General features: G+C 43.3%; 24 protein-coding genes. 9 read left to right on the top strand and 15 right to left on the bottom strand.

The features are described 5' to 3' along the window. The first annotated feature begins 176 nt into the window (after nt 1-176). Nucleotides 177-716, top strand: coding sequence for a DUF2284 domain-containing protein (locus MSWH1_RS15545; protein ID WP_048129832.1), 540 nt, complete (start codon nt 177-179; stop codon nt 714-716). A 137-nt stretch (nt 717-853) separates the two neighbouring features. On the opposite strand, the gene MSWH1_RS15550 is transcribed toward MSWH1_RS15545, so the two are convergent. Further along, nucleotides 854-2,677, bottom strand: a complete 1,824-nt coding sequence (locus tag MSWH1_RS15550) for a S8 family serine peptidase (protein WP_231591825.1) — start codon at nt 2,675-2,677, stop codon at nt 854-856. Nucleotides 2,678-3,048: 371 nt separating this feature from the next. On the opposite strand from MSWH1_RS15550, the gene npdG reads away from it, so the two are divergent. From npdG to hdrB, 3 genes are all read left to right on the top strand, one after another. Continuing rightward, nucleotides 3,049-3,756: an NADPH-dependent F420 reductase gene (npdG, locus tag MSWH1_RS15555; RefSeq protein WP_052722804.1), complete on the top strand. Its 708-nt coding sequence runs from the start codon at nt 3,049-3,051 to the stop codon at nt 3,754-3,756. Nucleotides 3,757-4,516: 760 nt separating this feature from the next. After that, entirely contained in the window at nt 4,517-5,002 is a 486-nt protein-coding gene (gene hdrC, locus MSWH1_RS15560; protein WP_048129835.1) for a CoB--CoM heterodisulfide reductase subunit C, read from the top strand. 14 nt (nt 5,003-5,016) lie between these two features. Beyond that, on the top strand, nt 5,017-5,919 hold the full coding sequence (hdrB, locus tag MSWH1_RS15565) for a CoB--CoM heterodisulfide reductase subunit B (protein ID WP_048129836.1): 903 nt from the start codon (nt 5,017-5,019) through the stop codon (nt 5,917-5,919). Nucleotides 5,920-6,067: 148 nt separating this feature from the next. On the opposite strand, the gene MSWH1_RS15570 is transcribed toward hdrB, so the two are convergent. From MSWH1_RS15570 to MSWH1_RS15600, 7 genes are all read right to left on the bottom strand, one after another. Then, on the bottom strand, nt 6,068-6,520 hold the full coding sequence (locus MSWH1_RS15570; RefSeq protein ID WP_048129837.1) for a DUF1284 domain-containing protein: 453 nt from the start codon (nt 6,518-6,520) through the stop codon (nt 6,068-6,070). A 52-nt stretch (nt 6,521-6,572) separates the two neighbouring features. Then, complete coding sequence (locus MSWH1_RS15575) at nt 6,573-7,106, bottom strand: DUF1847 domain-containing protein (RefSeq protein WP_048129838.1); 534 nt, start codon at nt 7,104-7,106, stop codon at nt 6,573-6,575. A 206-nt stretch (nt 7,107-7,312) separates the two neighbouring features. Next, a complete protein-coding gene (locus MSWH1_RS15580) occupies nt 7,313-8,011 on the bottom strand; it encodes a DUF169 domain-containing protein (RefSeq protein WP_048129839.1) in 699 nt (232 codons plus the stop codon). Nucleotides 8,012-8,205: 194 nt separating this feature from the next. Next, on the bottom strand, nt 8,206-9,138 hold the full coding sequence (locus MSWH1_RS15585; RefSeq protein WP_048129840.1) for an ATP-binding protein: 933 nt from the start codon (nt 9,136-9,138) through the stop codon (nt 8,206-8,208). Beyond that, on the bottom strand, nt 9,135-10,004 hold the full coding sequence (locus tag MSWH1_RS15590; protein WP_048129841.1) for an ATP-binding protein: 870 nt from the start codon (nt 10,002-10,004) through the stop codon (nt 9,135-9,137). The genes MSWH1_RS15585 and MSWH1_RS15590 overlap by 4 nt, the downstream gene beginning before the upstream one ends. 40 nt (nt 10,005-10,044) lie before the next feature. Continuing rightward, the gene (locus MSWH1_RS15595; protein WP_048129842.1) at nt 10,045-10,431 is read right to left on the bottom strand and encodes a NifB/NifX family molybdenum-iron cluster-binding protein; all 387 of its coding nucleotides are present in this window, start codon (nt 10,429-10,431) and stop codon (nt 10,045-10,047) included. Nucleotides 10,432-10,566: 135 nt separating this feature from the next. Continuing rightward, nucleotides 10,567-10,938 carry a NifB/NifX family molybdenum-iron cluster-binding protein gene (locus tag MSWH1_RS15600; RefSeq protein ID WP_048129843.1) on the bottom strand — a complete coding sequence of 124 codons (372 nt, stop codon included), beginning with the start codon at nt 10,936-10,938 and terminating at the stop codon, nt 10,567-10,569. 656 nt (nt 10,939-11,594) lie between these two features. Here MSWH1_RS15600 and MSWH1_RS15605 point away from each other — a divergent pair. The 4 genes from MSWH1_RS15605 to MSWH1_RS15620 all read left to right on the top strand — a co-directional run bounded on the left by MSWH1_RS15605 (nt 11,595) and on the right by MSWH1_RS15620 (nt 14,553). Continuing rightward, a complete protein-coding gene (locus MSWH1_RS15605; RefSeq protein WP_048129844.1) occupies nt 11,595-11,933 on the top strand; it encodes a DUF134 domain-containing protein in 339 nt (112 codons plus the stop codon). Between the two features lie 61 nt (nt 11,934-11,994). After that, on the top strand, nt 11,995-12,837 hold the full coding sequence (locus tag MSWH1_RS15610; RefSeq protein WP_048129845.1) for an Mrp/NBP35 family ATP-binding protein: 843 nt from the start codon (nt 11,995-11,997) through the stop codon (nt 12,835-12,837). Between the two features lie 500 nt (nt 12,838-13,337). Next, on the top strand, nt 13,338-13,841 hold the full coding sequence (locus MSWH1_RS15615) for a co-chaperone YbbN (protein ID WP_048129846.1): 504 nt from the start codon (nt 13,338-13,340) through the stop codon (nt 13,839-13,841). Nucleotides 13,842-13,902: 61 nt separating this feature from the next. Further along, nucleotides 13,903-14,553 (top strand): cytochrome c biogenesis CcdA family protein, encoded by a 651-nt coding sequence (locus MSWH1_RS15620; protein WP_048129847.1) that lies wholly within the window; start codon nt 13,903-13,905, stop codon nt 14,551-14,553. A gap of 607 nt (nt 14,554-15,160) precedes the next feature. On the opposite strand, the gene MSWH1_RS15630 is transcribed toward MSWH1_RS15620, so the two are convergent. From MSWH1_RS15630 to cbiT, 7 genes are all read right to left on the bottom strand, one after another. Further along, on the bottom strand, nt 15,161-15,892 hold the full coding sequence (locus MSWH1_RS15630) for a precorrin-8X methylmutase (RefSeq protein ID WP_048129848.1): 732 nt from the start codon (nt 15,890-15,892) through the stop codon (nt 15,161-15,163). Further along, a complete protein-coding gene (cobJ, locus tag MSWH1_RS15635) occupies nt 15,882-16,682 on the bottom strand; it encodes a precorrin-3B C(17)-methyltransferase (protein ID WP_048129849.1) in 801 nt (266 codons plus the stop codon). Before cobJ ends, MSWH1_RS15630 begins: the two co-directional genes overlap by 11 nt. Further along, the gene (locus MSWH1_RS15640; RefSeq protein WP_048129850.1) at nt 16,651-17,004 is read right to left on the bottom strand and encodes a cobalamin biosynthesis protein; all 354 of its coding nucleotides are present in this window, start codon (nt 17,002-17,004) and stop codon (nt 16,651-16,653) included. The genes cobJ and MSWH1_RS15640 overlap by 32 nt, the downstream gene beginning before the upstream one ends. A gap of 66 nt (nt 17,005-17,070) precedes the next feature. Continuing rightward, nucleotides 17,071-17,529, bottom strand: a complete 459-nt coding sequence (locus MSWH1_RS15645; protein ID WP_231585400.1) for a cobalamin biosynthesis protein CbiG — start codon at nt 17,527-17,529, stop codon at nt 17,071-17,073. 80 nt (nt 17,530-17,609) lie between these two features. After that, a complete protein-coding gene (locus MSWH1_RS15650; RefSeq protein ID WP_048130694.1) occupies nt 17,610-18,338 on the bottom strand; it encodes a cobalt-precorrin-4/precorrin-4 C(11)-methyltransferase in 729 nt (242 codons plus the stop codon). 19 nt (nt 18,339-18,357) lie between these two features. Continuing rightward, nucleotides 18,358-18,966 carry a cobalt-factor II C(20)-methyltransferase gene (locus MSWH1_RS15655; protein ID WP_048129852.1) on the bottom strand — a complete coding sequence of 203 codons (609 nt, stop codon included), beginning with the start codon at nt 18,964-18,966 and terminating at the stop codon, nt 18,358-18,360. A 62-nt stretch (nt 18,967-19,028) separates the two neighbouring features. Further along, nucleotides 19,029-19,583: a precorrin-6Y C5,15-methyltransferase (decarboxylating) subunit CbiT gene (cbiT, locus tag MSWH1_RS15660; protein ID WP_048129853.1), complete on the bottom strand. Its 555-nt coding sequence runs from the start codon at nt 19,581-19,583 to the stop codon at nt 19,029-19,031. 800 nt (nt 19,584-20,383) lie between these two features. Between cbiT and MSWH1_RS15665 the strand changes: the two genes are divergently transcribed. Beyond that, nucleotides 20,384-21,715, top strand: a complete 1,332-nt coding sequence (locus MSWH1_RS15665) for an isopropylmalate synthase (RefSeq protein WP_048129854.1) — start codon at nt 20,384-20,386, stop codon at nt 21,713-21,715. Nucleotides 21,716-21,756: the final 41 nt, after the last annotated feature.

Raw genomic sequence — 21,756 nt, forward strand, 5'->3', positions numbered from 1 at the left:
TATAGAGATACTCTCATCCTTAGATACTTTTATCTTTATGGATTTCGAGAACTTGCACCCATTAGCTATTTAATTAAGATGGAAAAAATAATTAGCAAAAAAACAAATTAAAAGGAAAGAAAAAGTGAAACAAACAGGAATGAAATAAAAAATAAGGTTTTTGAAAAGGGGTTATCATGCTTGGGAAATTCGAGGACCTTGTAAAAAAGGCATCAGAGATAGGGTTAAAAGCTTATTTTCTGAAGGCAGGAGACATTCCGGTTGAAAACAGGATTGCTCTTAAGTGCGCTTACGGATGCAAAGGATATGGGAAAAGGTTGAGCTGCCCTCCTCATATAATATCAATTGATGAGTTCAGAAAGGTAATAGAGGAATACAGCAGTGCATTTCTTCTTGTAGACGAATGTGATACATCAGGAATTAAGGATGTCCTGGAAGCCTGGTCAGGGATTCGAAAGGATTCTTTTCATAAAATGTTCGAGCTTGAACAGGAAGCTTTCAGGGAAGGCTTTACCTTTGCACATCTCTTGAGACCCGGCTCCTGCAACGAATGTGAGGTCTGCAACCTTGAGAAATGCTTAAAGCCGGAAATGAGGCGTTTTGCGCCTGAAGCTGTCGGAATAAATGTCCAGAAGGCAATGGAAGGAGCAGGGCTTGTACTTGAGTTCTGCAAGCCTGAAAAAACCGCATGTATCGGGATTTTACTACTTGAGTAAAAATTTGGGTGAACCTGAGAGGATTTGAGTTAAACCTGGATGAAAATCTCACAGCATAGAATCTCATATGTAATTTCAGAACCCATGATCTCAGAGCCTGTATCTCATCTGCAGTCCCTTTCCTGCTTAATCCCCAATCAACTGGACCCCTTTACAACTGCTCTGGCAGGTAAATTTGCCAGAGAGTAGATCTGTTCAAGAGGCATGGAGAGTTTCAGTATAAAGATTCCTTCTGTTTCCACAGGCGAAACTCCGGATTTTTCCAATAACAAACTGTCGCCGGGAGAGATATTTTCAAGAAGGTGGACTGTACGGTCGTTAACTGAACCATACCCGAAGATAGTGTCGTAACCCGGTTCTCCGAGATCTTCGGCTGAGGAACACAGGATCCCGCGAATTTCACTGCCATTTTTTTCGGGGTACATGCTCCAGATAAGAGCGCCTATCCCTGCAACAGAGGGAGCAGAAGCGCTTGTGCCCATAAAGAAACTGCCAGTTCCTGTTGAGCCGGAAACTCTCACTCTGCCGGGCCCGCTGAGGTCAGTCTTGTTCCTGAGTTCTTGTTCCGGATAATAGATGCTTACAGGCCCGCGGGAAGAGTAGGGAGCTATACTCTGGTTTTCCTGACCTTTTGAATCAACAGCCCCAACACAGATAACACCCGGAACAGCAGGGTGCCCGAAGACCGAGTCCTCCTCCACCAGATTGTCAGGATGAACTTTTACAGAGGAGTTAGGGTAAATATAAACTTCCAGTACCCTATCTTCTCCGGAATGTTTTTTGACAGATATACCCACTGTTTTTGCAGCTTCTTCCCTGTTGACGTATTTGAGATATTCAAGAGGAGTTTCTGCGCCACTCTGAACCTTTTCACTTGAACCAATTTCTTTTCCGCTGCAGCAGTCATAGAGGTAGAGGTCATAGTCGTTTACGGAACAACTCCATGGATCGTTCCACTGGAGAACCACAGTCACTTCCTCACCTGAAGGGACATCCATACGAATATTTTGATAAGTGCTTGCCCCGGAACTGAAATCATGCCAGCCTGACCCATTGTCAAAAAACATACCCTGATAATGGCGACCTGCATCATTACCTGCTGCGCTCACATAGAGAATATCCTGGCTTTCGATTACTTCTTTAATATGGGAAGCTACAATTCCATCTTCAAAGAACGGCTCGTCAGGCCAGCCCACGTCATCGCATATAATCTGGCAGCCTTCGGCAATGAGGGCATCAATAGCTTTGTTAAACTCAAGCTTGTTGCTGCCTGCACTATGGAAGTACAGTTCTGCACCAGGAGATGTCTCAGAGACTATTTCGAGCATTACAGTCCCTTCTCTTCCTTTACCTGAAGAAAGGACGTGTACGTCCTCGGGAAGAACTCCTGATGCCATAGCTTCAGATATGTCTTCCACCCCATCGGAAATTAACCCTATTTTAATTCCGGCTCCTGTTACACCCTTCGGTTTCCAGAATTCTTCTGAAAAAGAGGAAAAAATTACTTTTTCTTCCCGCCCCACCTTTCTTATAACAGGAGAGATGACCGGCTGGACGGAATGTACTCCTTTAAGAGAGGATAGTTCTTCAAATGATTCCAGATTAACGCGGACTGCAGCAATACTGGAGTCTTCATCCCATTCTTCAACCCTGACCCAGGAATCCAGTACTCCTACATCTGTACCGGGAAAAAGCTGGACATAAGCAATCAGATATTCTTCTGCATCTTCTTTGCAGATTCGGCCTGATTCTCCTTCCAACTGTTTTGAAAGAGATGGAAGGAAGCGCACTACCTCTGAATCTGATAAAAACATTCCGGAAAATAATAAAGCGGGAGATAATAACCTGGAAGTATCCTGTTCAGCTTCGAGATGCCCAACTTCCCCACATGACATAAAATTGAAATAAGAAAAGGTACCTGTAAAGACTGCGACTAACATTAACAGGTACAATACTCTCATGGTGTAACCCCCCAAACACACTACCTCCTGATGTTGAATATATAGTAAATCAAGGATGTGAACAGGATACAGGTATATGTGAAGTAATTCCTGCAGCAATACCTAAACAGAGTGAATTTATTTTACCATATATCGATATACATTATAAATATTTCTATCCACATATTTTAGAACATCAGAAACAATTAGAAAGATAAACAGCACATGCAAAGGAACTAAAGTTTAGATAATCTAATAAAAACAGAAAATACTTACTAAAATAATTCATTTATAACATTAAGTATTATAAGAATATGATTGAAGACAGAAGATATATTAACTTCTGGACATATGTTATGGGAAGACATAGCAAACTGGAGGTCTTGTTGAAATTGAATTCTGAAAAGCTGAAAATAGCTGTTCTTGGAGGAACCGGCAATATAGGAGAAGGAATGGTCCTGAGGCTTGCCCTCCAAAATCTTATGCCTGAAGGTGTGAAGAATGAGATAATTATCGGGTCCAGGGCTCTGGAAACTGCAGACAGGGCTGCAAAAAACGCTTTATCGGAGCTTGAAAATTGCGGGTTTGACACATCAAAGATAATAATTACCGGCATGGATAACCTTGATGCAGCACAGGCAGCTGAAGTAATAATACTTACGATCCGTTTTGACCACGTTTTGCCTTTGCTGGAAGAGATAAAGGAGGCCCTTGTAAATAAGATCCTTATTTCACCTGTGGTTCCGATGGTAAAAGAAGAAGGCCTTATGGCATACAGGCCACCGGAAGAAGGCTCAGCTGCCCTTGCAATCAAGAAAAATGTCCCTGAATCCACCAGAGTTGTTGCAGCTTTCCACAACATCCCTGCAGGAAAGCTTAAAGATGTGGTAAAATGCAAAGCCGTACATGATGCGCTTGTATGCAGTGACGAGGCCGAAGCAAAGAAACTTGTAATGGAACTTACACGGCATATGGGATGCCTCAGACCCCTGGACGGCGGCCCTCTTAAGCAGGCAAGCACCATGGAATCCCTGACACCACTACTGATAAATCTCGCAAAACTGAATGGGCTTAAAGACCTTGGAATAAACTTTTCCTGAGAAATAAAATCGAAAAAAAGCCGGAAGAATATATAAGGGTGGAAGCTGCACGGAAAGGATAAAAACCTGTTTGAGGATAGGGGATTTACTGCAGATAACTTGGTTTTTTAAGGATGGAGGATTTACTGCAGGTAACTTGGTTTTTTAAAGATTGGGGTTTACTGCGGGTAACTTAGTTTTTATATGATAATAGATATATTAAATAATATCAAAGCTTTTACAGGGTATAAACGATACGACCTTTGCCCGTGGACGTGAAGCCAGATCTGAAAACCGAGATTAAAAAATAAGGTTAGAACCACTCTGAAAAAAGATACTCTATTTTTGTTTCCAATAAAGTTTCAACAAGAATTCAGTGCCTATGGTTCATCTCTCGACCTCGTATTTAAAACCCTGAATAGATTTAGTTTATGTTAAATATCATGAGATTAATACGAATATATAGTAGAGAATTTACCTGAAGGAATCAGCGAGATAGGAACCTGTGGGAAAAAAAAATCTGCAAAAAATACTCAGAAAAAAATACCCTGCTGAAAAACAAACTACTAAAAAATAACCTGGAAAGAAATACTTTGCTGAAAATCCCCTGAAATAATCCGAGGGCAGGTTTATTCATCCAGAAAATCAGAAATTCCATGAGTGCAGTATTTTACTCTGCTCTCAGTGTTTTACTCAGATCTATTTCTTTCGGTTATATTTGCTTTTCTAAAAAGGAAGGATCAATATCGAAACCAGACTCAAAACCAGACAGTGAACCTGTATGAGTGAAGAACTACTAAAAGTGTTAAAGGCTGCAGGATTGGACGTACTTTCCTGCATGCATTGTGGCACATGCACAGGAAGCTGTCCTTCGGGACGGCATACCGGGCTCAATACCCGAAGAATAATTCGAGATGCACGCAAGAACAGAGCTACTGTTCTTTCAGATGATGCCCTGTGGCTCTGTACAACCTGCTATACATGCCAGGAGCGCTGCCCACGCGGAATACCAATTACTGATGCCATTCTTGAGCTAAGGAGGCTAGCAGTCAGGGAAGGTTTCATGCTTCCCGAACACCGTCGTGTTTCGGAAATGGTGCTTGAGTGCGGACATGCAGTCCCTCTCGATGAGGAAACAAAGAAAAAAAGGGAAGACCTTGGGCTGGAACCCATACCTGAAACCGTCCAGAAATATCCAGAAGCACTTGCAGAGCTGAAAACCCTTCTCAAAACCTGCAAATTCGACGAGCTGGTGGCTGAAAAATAAGGAGGCAGAAAATAATGGAAAAACTATCGCTATTTCTTGGCTGTATCGTACCCAACCGCTACCCGGGAATTGAGAAAGCAACAAAACTCTGCCTGCAGAAACTTGAAGTTGATGTAGTCGACTTGCCAGGAGCCTCCTGCTGTCCTGCCCCGGGAGTCTTCAAGTCTTTTGATAAAGCAACCTGGCTTGCCCTTGCCAGCCGAAACATCGTCCTCTCGGAAAAAATGGAGAGGGATGTCCTGACCGTTTGCAACGGCTGCTACGGGTCCCTGGCAGACGCTAATCTGGAACTTAAAAAAGACCCTGAAATAAAAGCCTGTACAAACACCTGCCTCAAAGAAATAGGCATGGAGTTTAAGGGAACCGCAGAGGTAAGGCACATAATTGAGTTTCTATACAAGGAATTCGGACCTGAAAAACTCAGGAGTTTCATCACGATCCCTCTTGACCTGAGAGTAGCTCTCCATTACGGATGCCACCTGATCAAGCCCTCAAAGGACAGAAACCTTGGAGAAACGGAAGCTCCGGTATTCTTTGATGAGCTGGTTGAAGCCACAGGCGCAAAAAGTGTGGATTATACCGACAAAATGATGTGCTGCGGAGCAGGAGGAGGAGTCCGTTCAGGGCACGCTGCCGAATCCCTGGAAATGCTTGAACATAAGCTTGCATGCATTCGGGATGCAAAAGTTGACTGTATTGTCAATGCATGTCCTTTCTGCCACCTTCAGTTTGACAAGGGACAGCTTGCAGTCAATGAGAAGTTCGGCACTGACTACTCTATCCCCGTTCTCCATTACTCACAGCTCCTTGGTCTTGCTCTCGGCTTTTCTCCGGATGAGCTGGGGATAGAACAGAATGCAGTCCAGAACATTGAATTTCTTGCAAAAATCTATGAAATCAGTGCCGGTTTAAGGTAAATAGATGGGAAAAATAAGGTAGAAAGAAATCAAAAACAGAAAGAGATAAAAAATAAGGCAGAAAGCTTAAAACAGAGGTTTAAGGCAAAAAGGTTAAGAAAGCGTTTTAAGCCAGGAATTCAACATTTTCTGGCTTAACCAGACCTTTTTATTTACCTGCCTGTGCATACCAGAGGCACTTCGGCCTCCATTTACAGGTCCCACATACCTCTTCAACATCTGAAGCTTTATTAAGTTTTGAATTTATGAGCCTGAAGGCTTCGTCTGCCTTTACAATAGTCCCGTCATCTATCCTTAATTTCTCCAGGACAACGAGATCCATTTGCCTGATCCTGCGGGAGAGGGCAGATTCCTGGATGGCGCATTCCCTTTTGCTGGGGCAGGAAACACAGATTGCATCACATACAGTTACAAGCTTGAGAGATCTGGAAGGAAAGGCCTCAAGATCCGAAATCACAGCCCGCATATTTGCAACAAAAGCCGGGCTGTACCCATGCCCCTGGAATCCCTGGATACAACAGAGGTGATGAGCCCTGATACTCAGAAGTTCGGAATAGGGTTTAGAGTCAGTTTTAGATTTGCATTTGGATTTTTCGGACATGCATTTCTCCGAAGCTTAAAATCACAAAAATTAAAGAGTTCTTTTTAAAAATTTAGTCGATAAAATCAATTGCTGAATCCCCGAGATAGGGCAGTTCCAGAAGAGGAAGTGTTATCGAAGGAGCTTCCGCGTATTTTACAAAGAGAATGTCATAGCCTGTTTTAAGCCCTAACATGAGATTCAGGTCAGTGCAATCATCGTTCAGGAGGAGGGCCTGGCCTATAGGATTGCAGGCAACTTCAAATTCCAGATTATCGATTTTTTTGATGCCAACGCTTTCTTTTTCAAGGCTGCAAACCTTACAGCAAACTGAAAACACCTCAAAATACCTTGAAAGAATATCATAGACCCGTCTTGCTTCCCTTTCATGCTCAATACAGAAAGCGATTCCTATCTTCCTGTACCCAAGCCTCTTTGAGTAAATTGCAATTTCTTCCAATTTTGTCTTTTTTGTAGGTTCTGCCTCAAGCCAGGCGGACATCCGGATCGCTTTAAGATCCTCGCCACTATACTCAAGTCCCGATTTGATAACAGAGCAGTTTTTACCTACAAGGCATTCCTTATTCCTGCACAATGCACACTGCACACTTTTTCTCCCAGGGATTTTTAAGACGAATAGGTATTATAAACATAAATAAACTTTGCAGGTATAAATATTTACATGAAATAAATAAATTTATTGGCGGGATTCATAATAAGGAAAAAAAAGATAGAAAAACTCAATGAGAAAAGAAAAAACCTCATTTAAAAATAAAAAGAAAAAAGATAAGAAAAAAGAAAAAAAATCAAGGATTATTTATGCCTTGCTTTTGGCAACGGACCTTCATAGAGTTTTTCAAGGGAATTAACAATGTCTTCAAGCTTGTTAAAAGGAATCCCTATAAGCATTTCATCATTTTCGATGTCAGTGGCTTTCCTGCACCCGAAGCAGCCTAAAGAGAGATTTATTTCTCCTGTCAGGCTCGGCAGGATGGTTGTGTCGGCACAGGTTGCCTGAAAAGCTGCACTGCTGAAGTTTACCCTTCCGCCTTTGTAATAGGTACTTGCCGGGATGATCCAGTAAATGGTTTCCGGCTTATCCACAAGAATAACTACGTCGGGATCGACCTTTGCATCCTTCAGAGGCCCTACAATGGTTGCAATTCTACTTTCAGGCTCAAAAGCAGGACGCTTTGCGATCATTTCGGCTGCCGCCTCCACGCTGTTAAACATTCCCAGGTTGTGGTGGAACTCCCCTGAAGCCACTTTTGGAGGTGTAGGAATAAGCCCAAGGCCTGAAGCCCCTACCACGCAGGCATGTTTACCTGCAGGAATTATGAAAGATTCCCCTTTCCTGGCTTTCATAATAGACTGACAGTGCCTGAGGTTTTTCTCGGGCTCTTGATACCCTTCGGGTATAGGCTCTCCTTTTTTAACAACTTTTACTGCCACCGGTTCGTACCTGAGGTCAAGGAACTTGACCAGTTTCTCTGCAAGCTGAGTATAATCCATTTTATTCCCTCAACAACTATTTATTGAACTCACTACCGAATTACTACTTAAGTTATCAACTATTTAGGAATAATATTAAAAGAACAGACTGCAATATATTTAACAGCTGTTATAGTTTTAACAGCTGCTATATTATCTAACAGCTGTTATATTATTTAAGTTTCTAACACATCAATAAAAACTATAATGTGAGGTTAAGGTTTCCTATCCAGGAGGGTTTTTGAATACATTTCTTTTTTGGAAGAATCTGAAAGCCTCATTTCGATCTCTGCCCAGAGGTTACGGACAATATTTGCGAACTCTACAGCACCGGTGTCCCTGGAATGAGCGGCATATTCGATCACAGTTTTTTCCTCCATCATTGCCTCTGTAGTTATGTCTGCATAAGGCAAACGGGCAAGAAGAGAAATTCCGGCTTCCCTGCAAAAAGCCTCAATTTCAAGGCTCTTTTTCTCGTTGATATCATACCTGTTAATACAGGCAACAGTCGGGATTCTGAAATGGGAGGTGAGTTCGACTGCTCGTTTCAGGTCGTGGAGTCCGGAAACAGTGGGTTCGCTAAGCACAAGGACAAGGTCAGTTCCGGTAATAGCTGCCATAACCGGGCAGCCAGTGCCGGGTGGACCGTCAATAAGAATTAATTTGCAGGAATATCTATCTGCAAGTTCTACGGCCCTTTTTCGGACCATGGTTACAAGTTTTCCACTTGCTTCCTCTCCAGTGCCCAATTTTGCATGAGCCATTGGTCCGAAACGGGTTATGGAGGAAATAACCTGTCCGGAAACTCTTGGCATCAGGGACACCGCGTTTTCAGGGCAGGCGACAGTACAGACCGCACAGCCTTCACAGCTATACGGATTTATTGTGAAGTTTTCAAGGACTGCTCCGAATCTGCAGGTTTCCCGGCAGATGCCGCAGCCAGTACAGAGTTTAAGGTCAATGGAAGCAAGTTCCAGTCCCAGACAATCCTCTGTTTTAAGTACCTGAGGCTTGAGGATCAGAGGCAGGTCGGACGCATCAACATCACAGTCTGCAAGTACAGTATTTTCTGAAAGAGAAGAAAAAGCAGCTGTAAGGGTGGTCTTTCCACACCCACCTTTTCCACTAATAATAGCCAGTTGCCTCATTGTACCCCCGTACTTTTGAAAGCCAGTGCTTTTATTGTTTCAAACTTTATTGTTTCAAACATGTCTTCGAACTTTTCCTTCCACTCAGGCATTTCCTTAACAAAGGGGATCCCTTCTGAATAGAGCCTGGCAATCATCCTATCATTAGGAATGCGGAGCAGAATAGGAATTCCTTCGGCTCTGCAAAAATCTTCCACCCTTGAATCCCCAAGCCCGTCCCGATTGAGAACGACTCCAACAGGAACCTTAAGAGCTTTTGCAGCTTCCAGGGCAAGAAGGAAATCATGAAAACCGAAAGGAGTAGACTCTGTTACGAGAACACAGTAATCCGCAAACCCCAGAACTGCAAGGACGGGACATGCCGTTCCAGGGGGGGAATCAATGATTGCAGGTTTGCTTTCGTCGATATGCCGCAAAAGGGACCTTATGACCAGCGTCGCCATAGCTTCCCCTATGTTCAGGACACCTTGGAAAAATTTGAGAGAGGCATCAGATGATGCTTTTTCGATTATTCCGATCGACCTGGACTTTTCTTCTACGGCTCCTGCCGGACAGACAAAGCTACACCCACCACAGCCGTGGCAAAGGGAAGGAAAGAGCAGGATTTTTTTGGGAAGGGCAGCCAGAGCATTATACCTGCAGAAATCAGCGCAGTTCCCGCAAAGAGTACACTTATCGGTATTGATCTCCGGAAACAGACAGGTTACTTCTTCTACAGGCTCCAGTTCAAAACCCAGAAACAGGTTACAATTGGGCTCTTCCACATCACAGTCAAAAAGCTGCACATCTTCGAGAGCAAGGGCAAGGTTTACTGCAACTGTGGTTTTTCCTGTGCCGCCTTTACCGCTTGCAATTGCAATTTTCATGAGCTGCGCCTTCTAATCCTGTACATAAACTGAGCATCCATCAGTGATGATGGTCGTGTCCTGCCTCATCGTGCCCATGTTCTGCACAGGAATTTTCAGCATTGGCATTACAGAGCTTACCCGCTTTCCAGGCTTCAATTGTATCCTGAACCGTGCCTCCGGCACCCACGAAAACATTGATTCCATAAGACTCAAACATCTTGACAGCTTTGTACCCCAGGCCTGAACAGAGCATAATTTCAACCCCCTTTTTATGGAGGAACTTAGGCGGCAGGTCTGGTCCCCCCATATGTTCGCTGGTATTGGGGATCACAGAAACTTCTCCACTATCTGTATCCAGAATTGTATAAGTGGGAGCCTTTCCAAAGTGCTGTTCTACAGCCCCTGACATGCCATTGTTATCTTTTGTAGGTATACATACTTTCATACAGGTCACCTTTTTAAACTGTAAGGCATTTTACATATTTATAAATATATCATATAAAATATTGTTACAAAATTTTTTGGATTTTTGATATTTTGTTCTTAGTTTGACCCTTTAACCTCAGTTTGAACCTTTAACTCAACTTTTCCTCATACCACTATGAGTCGAAGCATTCGAGTTCTCAAGGAGGGCAAGCTTTCCTGATTGATACTCTTGAAGGGCAAAAGCTACCGTACCTCTTATTCCAGAGCGGATTTCAATACCTGCTTCAAAGAGTATGGAGAAAGCATTCGGTCCCACACTTCCCGTTAAGAGAGTATCTACCTCTTCGCCCACAATTGCCTCCGCTGCCCGAATCCCTGCACCGCCGGAGGCTTCCGAACCGGGATTTTTGATTGATGTTACTGACCCTGTATCCGGATCAATGATCACGAAATAATTGCATCTCCCGAATTGAGGGTCCACTTCAGAATCAGAATCCTTGCCACAGGCACTTATACAGATTTTCATAAAACCTCAACAGGAAACCCCCGGATTTTTAGCTCAGGGGAGGAATACGTCAACTTCCACATCCTGCTTTATTGAATTAGTTTCTTATTAATTTAATGGGACGAAAAAAAAACGTTTCGTCCTACTGAAGTAAGGTAATACGTATCCGAATTTTAGACTTCAACTTCGTGAAGTTGGAGTATTACAGCATAGCTGGAACAGGTCAATTCAGGAATCCATCCTCCTCTCGATCTAATATGTAAAGGTTTAACGATCCAAGCACTGTCCCTACCTCCCAGAACTGTTCAACCGGCATCCTTAGAACCTTAAACTGAGGCGACATTCAAGGGTAACTATGTATTCTTTCCTATCGTTTACCTATTATCCGTTGCTCCTGATCGGTGAGCTGGTTAACCAGGGCTTGTTAGACAAGCCTCTGAGTCTTTAGCCCAGGGATAGTTGACATTATGCCCCAATATAAAATCCGCTGGCTCTCAAATTATATATTTCTCGGCAAATTATTCAAAGAAAGCAGAGGTATATCAACCCTGCACAAACGTAGAGAAGCCAGAGATATAGAAAGTACAATTTCACACATATGAGTGTAAATATTTATAGTTTTCTATTTGAAAAGAGAAATGGTTATATATTTACTCTACAATGTGCATAAGTAACCTATGAAAAAATGCAGAGGAAGACCAAAATGTCCGAGGCGCGTTGAGCAAACTCCTGATGTCACATATTTCAAGCCCCGAGGGGTCCCGATGTCGGATCTTGAAGTGGTGTCCCTCACAGTAGAAGAACTTGAAGCCCTGAGGCTCGTAGACATTGAAGGCCTTAGGCAAGAGGACGCAGCCACTAGGGTTGGGATATCAAGGAGAGCTTTCTGGGAAGACCTAAAAGCTGCCAGAATGAAAGTAGCACTTGCCCTCAGCACAGGAAAAGCGATTGAGATAAAAGGCGGTAACTATATCAGGGCTGAGGGTACTGACATTAAAGAATATACTGACACATGAAAGAGACATCTGAAAACGGGGAAAACTGAAAAATCCGGAATTTTTACACAGGCGATAAAAAATGAAAGATCAAGTTCAACCACTGGAAAGCTTATCAAAAAAGCCCGAGGAACCAAAAATCGTAGTCAACCTCAGGCGCATCAAACGCAAGATCATGGTAATGAGCGGGAAAGGCGGAGTAGGGAAAAGTACAGTTGCCGCAAGCCTTGCTGTTGGACTTGCCCTCCGCGGACACAGGGTAGGTCTTCTGGACTGTGATATCCACGGTCCGACTGTCCCTACAATCTTCGGACTGGAGTCCGCAAGACCTGAGGTAAATGAAGAAGGAATTCTCCCGATCCAGGTGCTTCCCAATCTCTCAATAATGTCTATTGGTTTTCTTCTCGAAAACAAAGACTCACCTGTAATCTGGAGGGGGCCTGCCAAAATGGGAGCAATCAAGCAGTTCCTGGAAGAAGTTTACTGGGGAGAGCTTGACTTTCTGATTATCGATCTTCCTCCAGGAACGGGAGACGAACCCCTGAGTGTAGCCCAGCTTATCCCCAACTGTGATGGTTCCGTACTTGTTACAACCCCTCAGGATGTAGCCCTTATCAGTGTTCGGAAATCAATCACATTCTCGGAAAAACTAAATGTACCTATAATAGGGCTTGTGGACAATATGCATGGGCTAATCTGCCCCCACTGCAATAAGTCTATAGATATATTCGGAAGTGGAGGCGTTGAAAAAGCCGCAGAAGACTTTAATATCCCCGTCCTTGCCAGACTTCCTATAGAGCCCAAAATCGCAGAAATGGAAGATAAAGGCACGATCGTTCAGAACCAGCTTAAACACGGCACGGAATGGCAGAAGAATTTTGAAAATGTCGTGACCGCCGTAGAAAAAACCCTTGAAGGAAAGTAAGGAAAAGGAAAAAGGTTTACACAATTCATAACTATTAAGCTTCTGTATCGGAATTACATTCCTCTATAGGAATGAGTTCTTTTTTAGGTTTCTTTTCCTTTTTATATTTTTATTTCAATTCCATTTTATTTTGTTGTTTTAATCAGTTCGTTCCCAGATTTTGCATCTATTCCTGCCACAGGACTCTAATATAGTTATTGATATTTATTATATCGAATCCCTTAAATCAGGAAGTTCACAGATAGTCACAGATAGTAATTCACAGATAGTAATTCACAGATAGTAATTCACAGATAGTAATTCACAGATAGTAATTCACAGATAGTAATTCACAGATAGTTAGTACCTTTGTTTATGGTTAATTATTTGTGTTTGATGGATAATTCTATTACAGAATTCAGGCTTTCGGAATCAGTAGAAACAAAATTATTTGTGAGAAGAGAGAATTACTAATACAGAAAGCCTAAATAACTACAAAATGAAAAATCAATGTTGAGATCATGAATAAATTAATTATATTGCTAATCCTGCTTGTATCTGTACTCTTTACGGCAGGCTGTACTGAAAACCCGAACAACTCCGCAAGTACTCAGGAAATCCAGGAAAAAAGTGTTGTTGTAAACATGACCGATCTGGAACAGATAAACACATCCATTCAGGAAGGCCCTGTCTTTGTGAAAATAGGATCCGAGGGGTGCTATGCATGTCGGGAAATGGAACCCATCCTTAGCGACCTGGCGGCAGAATATACAGGAAAAATCACAGTCATGTCTGGAGATATAGGCAAGAACCCTCAAATTGGAGCTTATTTCGAAGCATACTATATCCCTGATTCTTTTGTAATCGTGGGCATTGAAAACGGAGAATACGTTTACATGCAGGAAGACGGAAACATCACCACGGACAGATTCCAGGCAAGAGTTCAGGGACTCAGGGAAAAACAGGTGTTTGAAGAGCTCATAAAAAGAGCCGTTCTTTACTATGAAAATGGAAATGCAAAGTAAAACTATTTCCGAATAAAAAACTATCGTAAAAAACTAAACGGAAAAACATCGAATCGGAACCATGTATTATGAAGCTATTTCCCCTCTGACTGCATTTGGCGCAGGAGTGCTCAGCGTCCTGTCCCCATGCATCCTCCCCCTCCTTCCTGCAGTTCTGGCAAGCTCGACAGGAAAAGGAAAGTTAAGACCTCTTGCAATAGTACTTGGGGTATCGATATCCTTTACCCTCATGGGAGTTGTGACTTCCGCTTTCGGAGCAGTTTTTCAGGCATATATAGGTCAGCTGAAAATCCTAGCAGAAATCTTAATCATTACAATGGGCGTAGCAATACTCTTTGACATCAGCCTGTTTAACGCCTTTGCAAGATTCCCCATGCTTGCAGGAATGAAAGATGAGGGGCCAATCTCAGGTCTTCTGTTAGGGCTTTCCCTCGGAGTGCTCTGGATCCCCTGTGTGGGACCAATCCTTGCCTCAATCCTGACCATGGTAGCCCTAGAAGGAAGCGCTGTTACCGGTGCACTAACCCTTTCTATTTATTCTGCAGGATTTGCGGTACCCATGCTTCTGCTTGCATATTCGGCACACCTCTCCACTTCAAAAATAAAGCTCATATCAAGATATGATGCGGTCTTCAAAAAAGGAGCAGGAGTAGTACTTATCCTTGTAGGGCTCTCGATGGTCTACCAGAACCACATCAGGTGGCTCATTTAAATTTATCACTTCGCGTACCAAACAATATGCATACATTTGACACAATTTGAAACAAAAATATAGAGAAGGTATGACTATGGGGAATTTCCATTTTAGCCGTGCTTGTAATCTGCTCATCCATGATTACCTTAAATGTGTATTCTCTTTTTTCCCGGTGGAACCTTAAACTAAAAGGACGAGATCGTAACATATCACATTTAGGTTCCAGACTGCAGGTTTCATTTATGATTGATTTGTTCTGCTGATCAAATACTTCAACTGCCACTTCATGGTCCTTAAATCGTGATTGTGTATTACAAAAAGCGGTGCTGCAGGACCCCTTAACATGAAAGGAAGAGAAACATAAAAAAACAAAATGATTGTCAGAAGCATAAAAAAAAGAACCAGCTTTCCATCATTGCTGCCCAATCAGATGCACCCTTAGAAGAATATACACTTCACTCTTACGATATATTATTGATTTGTATTACAAAATGGAGAACCACAAATAAAAATTTATTATAAAGTAAGAAATAATGTAGGGATTCTACAACTAAAAAAACGGTTAGAAAACAAAAAAATAGCTCGAGATAAAAGAAAGAAAAATTAAAAGAGAAAGCCGAAAGTGTTATTCTTCACTTTCCCTTGCGATTGCTACGAGCTCGTTTACACAGGCAACAGCCATTGGAGTCCCGCCCCTTGTCCCGACACAGCTGATAGAGGGGATGGGAATTTTCAGGTTCCGGACTATTTCCCTAGACTCGGCTGCGTTTACGAAACCGACCGGAAGCCCGATGATAAGGGCAGGCCTGACCCCTTTTTCAATGAGTTTGCAGACCATAATGAGAGCCGAAGGGGCATTTCCGATTGCGATAATGCTCCCGTCCAATTTGTCTTTTGCGGCAAGGTATCCTGCAGAAGTCCGGGTAATTCCATATCTGTTGGCGATTTCGGCGTTCGGGTCTTCATCAAGGACGCAGATCACTTCAGAGGAGTGACCGACCTTTGTGATCCCGGCTTTTACCATATTGATGTCCACGAAGATGGGAGCGCCTTTCTTAATAGCTTCGACGCCTGCAGGGATGGGGTCGTGCGAAAAGCGCATGATATCGGCAACCGAGAGGTCGCCTGTAGCAATTACGCAGCGCTGGCGGAAACGGTCTTCAGGGGTGTTGTTTCCGATGATTTCCTGGATCATTGTCCGGCTTTTCATGTAGATGGCTTTTGCCTCTTCAGTCCTTGCGCCGGAGTCCCTGCAAATGCCCACAAGTTCAGGGTCAACATCCACGGTAAGCTCGGTAAACTCTTCAAGGTTTTCAAGAGCTCCGGCTTTCCCTTCATTGTTTTTTTCAGTAGTCATATTTCTTCTGATACCCCCTGGGTGTTATGATAAGATCCTTTTTCGGAGACTTCCAGATCCTGGACTCCCCGTTGCCTACGAGAATGACTGTGCTCATGTCCACCCAGTCCTCATACTCCATGACTTCCCCGAGGGTTGTCACGATCTGGGCCTCTCCCTCGCCTCTCATAGCATTCTTGACAAGCCCCACAGGCACGGAATCAGCTTTGTACTTGCGAATGATTTCGATTGCCCTTGCAAAGTTGGACTGTCTCTTGCGGCTCTTTGGGTTGTAGAGCCCTATCACGAAATCAGCGTCTGCAGCCATATGAAGCCGCTTTTCGATGACTTCCCAGGGAGTTAAGAGATCGCTTAAACTGATCACTGCAAAGTCCGTCACCACGGGTGCACCGAGAATGCTGGCCCCGGCAAGGATTGCTGTGACCCCGGGAAGGATTTCGATGTCTACGTCAAGGTTCTCGTGTTCAGCGACCTCCAGCACGATGCCGGCCATGCCGTAGACGTTGGTGTCGCCCCCGCTGAGCATGACCACGTTTGCGGTTTTTGCAAGTTCCACGGCTTTCCGGGCTCTTTCAACCTCTTTTCCCATAAAACTTCGGATTACCTCCTGGGTGTCGAGAAGACTTTCCATCTGGTCCAGGTAGGTACTGTTCCCGAGGACATAATCGGCATTGAGGATTACGTCCCGGGCTTTTAAGGTAAGCTGTTCCACGGAGCCCGGGCCGATCCCTACAACGTAGAGTTTTCCGCCGGATGCCTTATCTTGCGATTGCGATTGTGACTCTGCCATAGACTTTCTTCCTGCAAATCAATTCGTGTTTTTCCGAAAGGGCCAGCGCCGCAGGCTCTGCAACCCCTTTTAAACCAAAGCGCGAAGCCTGGGACGAGGAAGGAGGATTGTAGCTGTTCAGCACTTCGTCCGGCAAAAAATTAACCGGAATGCCGAACAGTTCTGCTGCTTCCAGCAACCCCTGTTCATTTTCCTTGAGTTTCGCAGAGGCGAAAGCCGTGATTTCTTCAAGGCTCGCCCCGCACTCCTCGAGTGCCTGCTTCACCGCCTCAACGACTTCTTCTTTTGTTATGCCCCTGCGGGTTCCGATTCCGATAATCATCAGTAATCTTTTATCCACTGCTTTATTATGCAGTTTCGTAATTTAGTCAGCTATTAGCGTAAATTGTTAACTGTTTCCGGCACTTTCATCCTTTACTTCAGCAGCTTGTTTTTTTCTCACAAGCACGGAAACGTCCTCATCCACAATAACAATCCTGGGCCCTGTAACCTCAAGAACCTCTACCTGCTGATCAAGGAGGGCACAGTTTACAGCGATTGTGGATTCTTTATTGAAGATTTCACAGCCAAACTTATCAGCAATTCCCTCAACAGAGGGTTTACTGTGAACCTCAGTGGCTGTGGTGAGCACAGGAACTGCACCCAATTCCGCAATCTTTCGGGAAATCTCGTTTGCCCCGTGATGCCCTCCAAGGAGGGGAATTGCGAAATTCAGGTTAGAGTCCACAACTACCACTGCAGGGTCTGACCACTTATTATCGAGAAGAGGGGCAATGTCCCTTACCACAATTCCTGTAGCAAAGACTGCAACGATTGCCCCGTAGTTTTCAAAGGCTTTCCTGAACACGCCTTTTTCATAGAGAAGAAGGTCGGCTTCAAGATGCTCTGCAATCCGTGATGCAATTTCCCTATTCCTTTCAAAGGTAATTACAACGGTTCCTGGGCCACTCCGTATAGATAGGACCTCCTGTAGTTTTTAGGGTCAACAACCCCACCGATGATTATCATTGCCGAGCGCTTGATCCCTGCATCTTTCACCTTATCTGCAATATCTTCAACAGTCCCTGTGATGACTTCTTCATCTTCCCAGGACGCATGGAAAACAACTGCAACAGGCGTATCTTTAGGGCACTGGACTTTTTCCATAATTTCCCTGATCTTCTGCGTGCCAAGGAAAATTGCCATGGTGGTATTATAGGCAGAAAGCTCGGGGATAAGGTCTTTTTCCAGGGTTTTTCCCGCAGGGCGGGTGATAATAAGAGTATCGGAAACACCGTTGAGAGTCAGCTGGGTGCCCAGAGAGGCTGCACTTGCAAAGACAGACGAGACGCCTGCTACCCTTTCGACTTCTATATCGTATTTTCTCAACTCTTCCATCTGCTCTATAACAGACCCGTAAAGAGAAGGATCTCCGCTGTGAAGGCGTACCACGAACTTTCCTGCATCCACGGCATCGGCAATTAGTTTCGTGGTTTCATCAAGGGTAAGCCCGTAACTGTCTACTTTCTCTCCCTTTGTGTAGTTAAGGACTTCTGGGTTTACCAGAGAGCCCGCGTATATAACAAGGTCCGCTTTTTCAAGCATCTCCCGCCCCAATACGGTAATCAGTTTAGGGTTTCCAGGGCCTGCCCCTACAAAATATACTTTTCTTTCCATCTGACCATTCCCTTTGCATTCATTTCTTTCCATAGATGATGCTGAAATAGTTTCCTTTTACCGGGATATCTTCTTTCTTACTAATAATCAGTTCATTGTCCGAAAAGAGCCTCTCTGCGAAAATAAACTCCCTGTATCCTTCAGCTTCTAGCTGTTCCATAATCTTTCTTGGCTGTGTGGCTTTAAGGTGGATCTTATACCCAATCTCAGAGCCATCACTGACCTCAAAGGAATTCTCGACTGCTACGTCAGTCCTTGCAGCAAAAGATGTGATGGAACTTATACCCGGCACCGTTGCAGTCTCAACATCCGGGTAATACCTGTTCATGACCTTTTTAAGGTGGGAGAAAGTAGAGAAAAAGTTAGGGTCACCTATAAGCCCGAAAGCTACGGTTCCTTTTCTAGACTCTTCTGCCACACGATCTGCATTTTCTTTCCAGAGGGCATTCAGAACTTCGATATCCCTTATCATGGGAAACTCGAGGATTTCGGCATCCGCATAAGGGGCTACAAGGTCTTTTGCCAGGCGTCCTGGAACATATACCTTATCGCTGTTTTTCAAAACATTCACTGCTTTCAGGGTCAGAAGCTCAGGGTCTCCGGGACCAAGTCCTACTCCTATCAACATATTATCGCTCCATAAGTTTAAACAGGAAAATGTAAAGCGTGATTTTGATTAAAAGATTATTTTCAGGCTTGTTTTTTTCCTACAACTATATAAACAGGGTTTTCGGGCTTGAACATAGTCTCTCCGGCAATCGGGGCACTTCTCGAAACTGCAACGTGGACTACCTCATCAAAAATACCCAGCCTCTTCATAGCCTCGATCGTTCTGACAACGGTTTCAATGCGGACTGCGTTTACCACAATGCTGCGGGATTTTTTTTCAACAAGCTTCTCAAGTACGGTGTCAATGTTTTTAGTTCCACCAACAAACGCACAGTCAATTGAATCTATAGACTCTCCTGAGCCAAGGAGATCCGAGGCTTCACCGGCTAAGATCCTGGCATTTTCGATCTTGAAATTCTTAAAGTTCGCTTCCGTAGCAAAGAGAGCTTCTTTACGTGCATCGATTGCATAAATAGTCAGGTTCCGGGTAATCCGGGCTGCTTCAATAGAGACCGAGCCCGTACCGCAGCCTATATCTGCAAACCGATCCCCGTCCTTCAGCCCGAGTTTGGAAAGGGACACTGCAATTATTTCCGGTTTAGTCGGACCGCCGCTAACACTTACTATTTCAGACATGTTCTACCTCGGGAAAAGTAAAGCAAATATATTGTATATAAATTAAATATATGGCGATATAATTTAGAAATTATATTAGATCTTGATGTAACCGCTCGAGCCATTGATGTACGATTTATTATCAGGTGCAAACCATATGCAGAGGCATATAGAGAGACATTCATAAATTAGATATTTAAGGATTACCCGATTATAAATATAACTTGCTGTAGATATACCTTATTATCGACAAGAAGGGCAGTAAAGGAAAGTAAACTTTAATGAGGCAACAAAAGAATTGGAAAAAAAGTATATAGAAAAATTTGTACTGGTTTTGAGCCACACCTTAAAAAAATGTTTGAAACATAAACAGATATTCTTGAAAAATTAATAGGGTATTTTATAGAACTAGATATTCTTTAAAGAATAGCATGAAAAGGTTTTTAATAGGTGAAAAAAATCGAAATTTCCTGCTATTTAGAGATATACACACAAAACATTTTTATGAGATGAATCTAAGAATATCTATAGTAGCTTTAAAAGAAAGAGATTTTAACTATAACAGCATATGGGAGTTAAGTTTCCGGCACTCATGATACAAGTGCCGCTTTGAGGAAAATTAAAACACCCTTTTAAGAAAAAAACGAAAGATATTCCCAAAAATAAATGTTTTTTAAACCGGAAGCAAAACTTCTTCGGTTAAACATCTGATTTTTTAATCTGTATACACAACAGTATCTTTTTGACAGGAAAACCCCCAGCAGTGTAAGCCCGCTCTCTCGATGCAGGGCCCTGCCACCTGAAGGAAAGGAGGATAATAGATGAAAATTTACGAATCATATGAAGATCTGCCCAAGCTAAAACTTCCTTATGGAAACGAGATATTCATAAGTGACAGCACTATTCGCGACGGCTCCCAGATGCCGGGAATAGTCTTGAGCAGAGAACACAAAGTTCAAATCTATGAATACCTGCACGAGATAGGAATTGAGAAACTTGAAGCCTTTGTATTCAATAAAAGAGACAGAGACGCTGTTAAACTTATGTTTGACAGGGGATATGAGTGTCCTGAAATTACAGGATGGGCAAGGTCTTCAAGAGCTGACATTGACAAAATATTAGAAGTTGATGGGCTTAAAGAGACCGGAATTTTGATGTCTGTCTCAGATACGCACATTCATTCAAAGATGAAGCTTTCAGGCAGAGAGGAGGCTGAAGAGAAATATCTTGATGCCCTTCAGTATTCAGTGGATCACGGGCTTCGTACAAGGGCTCACCTGGAAGATATGACAAGAGCTGACAATTACGGCTTTGTTTTTCCCCTGGTAAAAAAGATTATGGAGATCGATCCTAACTGCATTATAAGAGTCTGCGATACTGTTGGATATGGGATGCCGTTCATGAATATTGATGAACCTTACGGAATTCCGAAAATTATCCAGCACCTCAAAAAAGAGATTGGAGTCAAGAATATAGAAACTCATATCCACGACGATTATGGATTCGGAGCAGCAAGTTCAATAACAGGTTTCTGGCATGGGGCCAACTGGACAAGTGTAACCTTCCTGGGCATAGGAGAACGTGCAGGAAACAGCGAAATGGAAAAGATCCTGCTCTTTCTGGCAGACAGAGTTGAAGGTTTTGATAAATATAATCTTGAACCTATTACCCGTTTTGCAAAATTTATGGAAAAAGAACTCGGGCTCAGAGTTCCGAGAAACAAAGCTGTTGTAGGGAAAAACATCTTTGCCCACGAGTCAGGAATCCATGCAGCAGGTGTCCTGAAGAATCCCTTCAACTATGAACCCTATCCTCCTGAACTGGTAGGAGGTACCAGGCGTCTTCTCGTAGGAGACTCTTCGGGCCTTGAGGTAATACGCCACAAGGTTCAAGAAACCTTAAACGACCTCCTTGATGTTGAAACCATAATTGAAAAAGATGACCGGAGACTACTGAAGATCCAGAAAGAAATCCAGAAACTCTATGATAAAGAAGAAAGGGTTTCCTGTATCTCAGATGAAGAGCTCCTTGCTTACGTTGAAAAATACTTCCTCTACCAGCCAATCTGTGACCCCACACATATGGGCGGAGGAAAATTAAAAAACAAAGGTAAAATCCAGGAACCGGAAGAAGAAGCAGAAGAAAAGGATTAAAACAGCGAAAAAAAGCAGAAATACAGGATAAAAGACAAAGA

The organism is Methanosarcina sp. WH1 (assembly GCF_000970005.1).
GTDB lineage: Archaea > Halobacteriota > Methanosarcinia > Methanosarcinales > Methanosarcinaceae > Methanosarcina.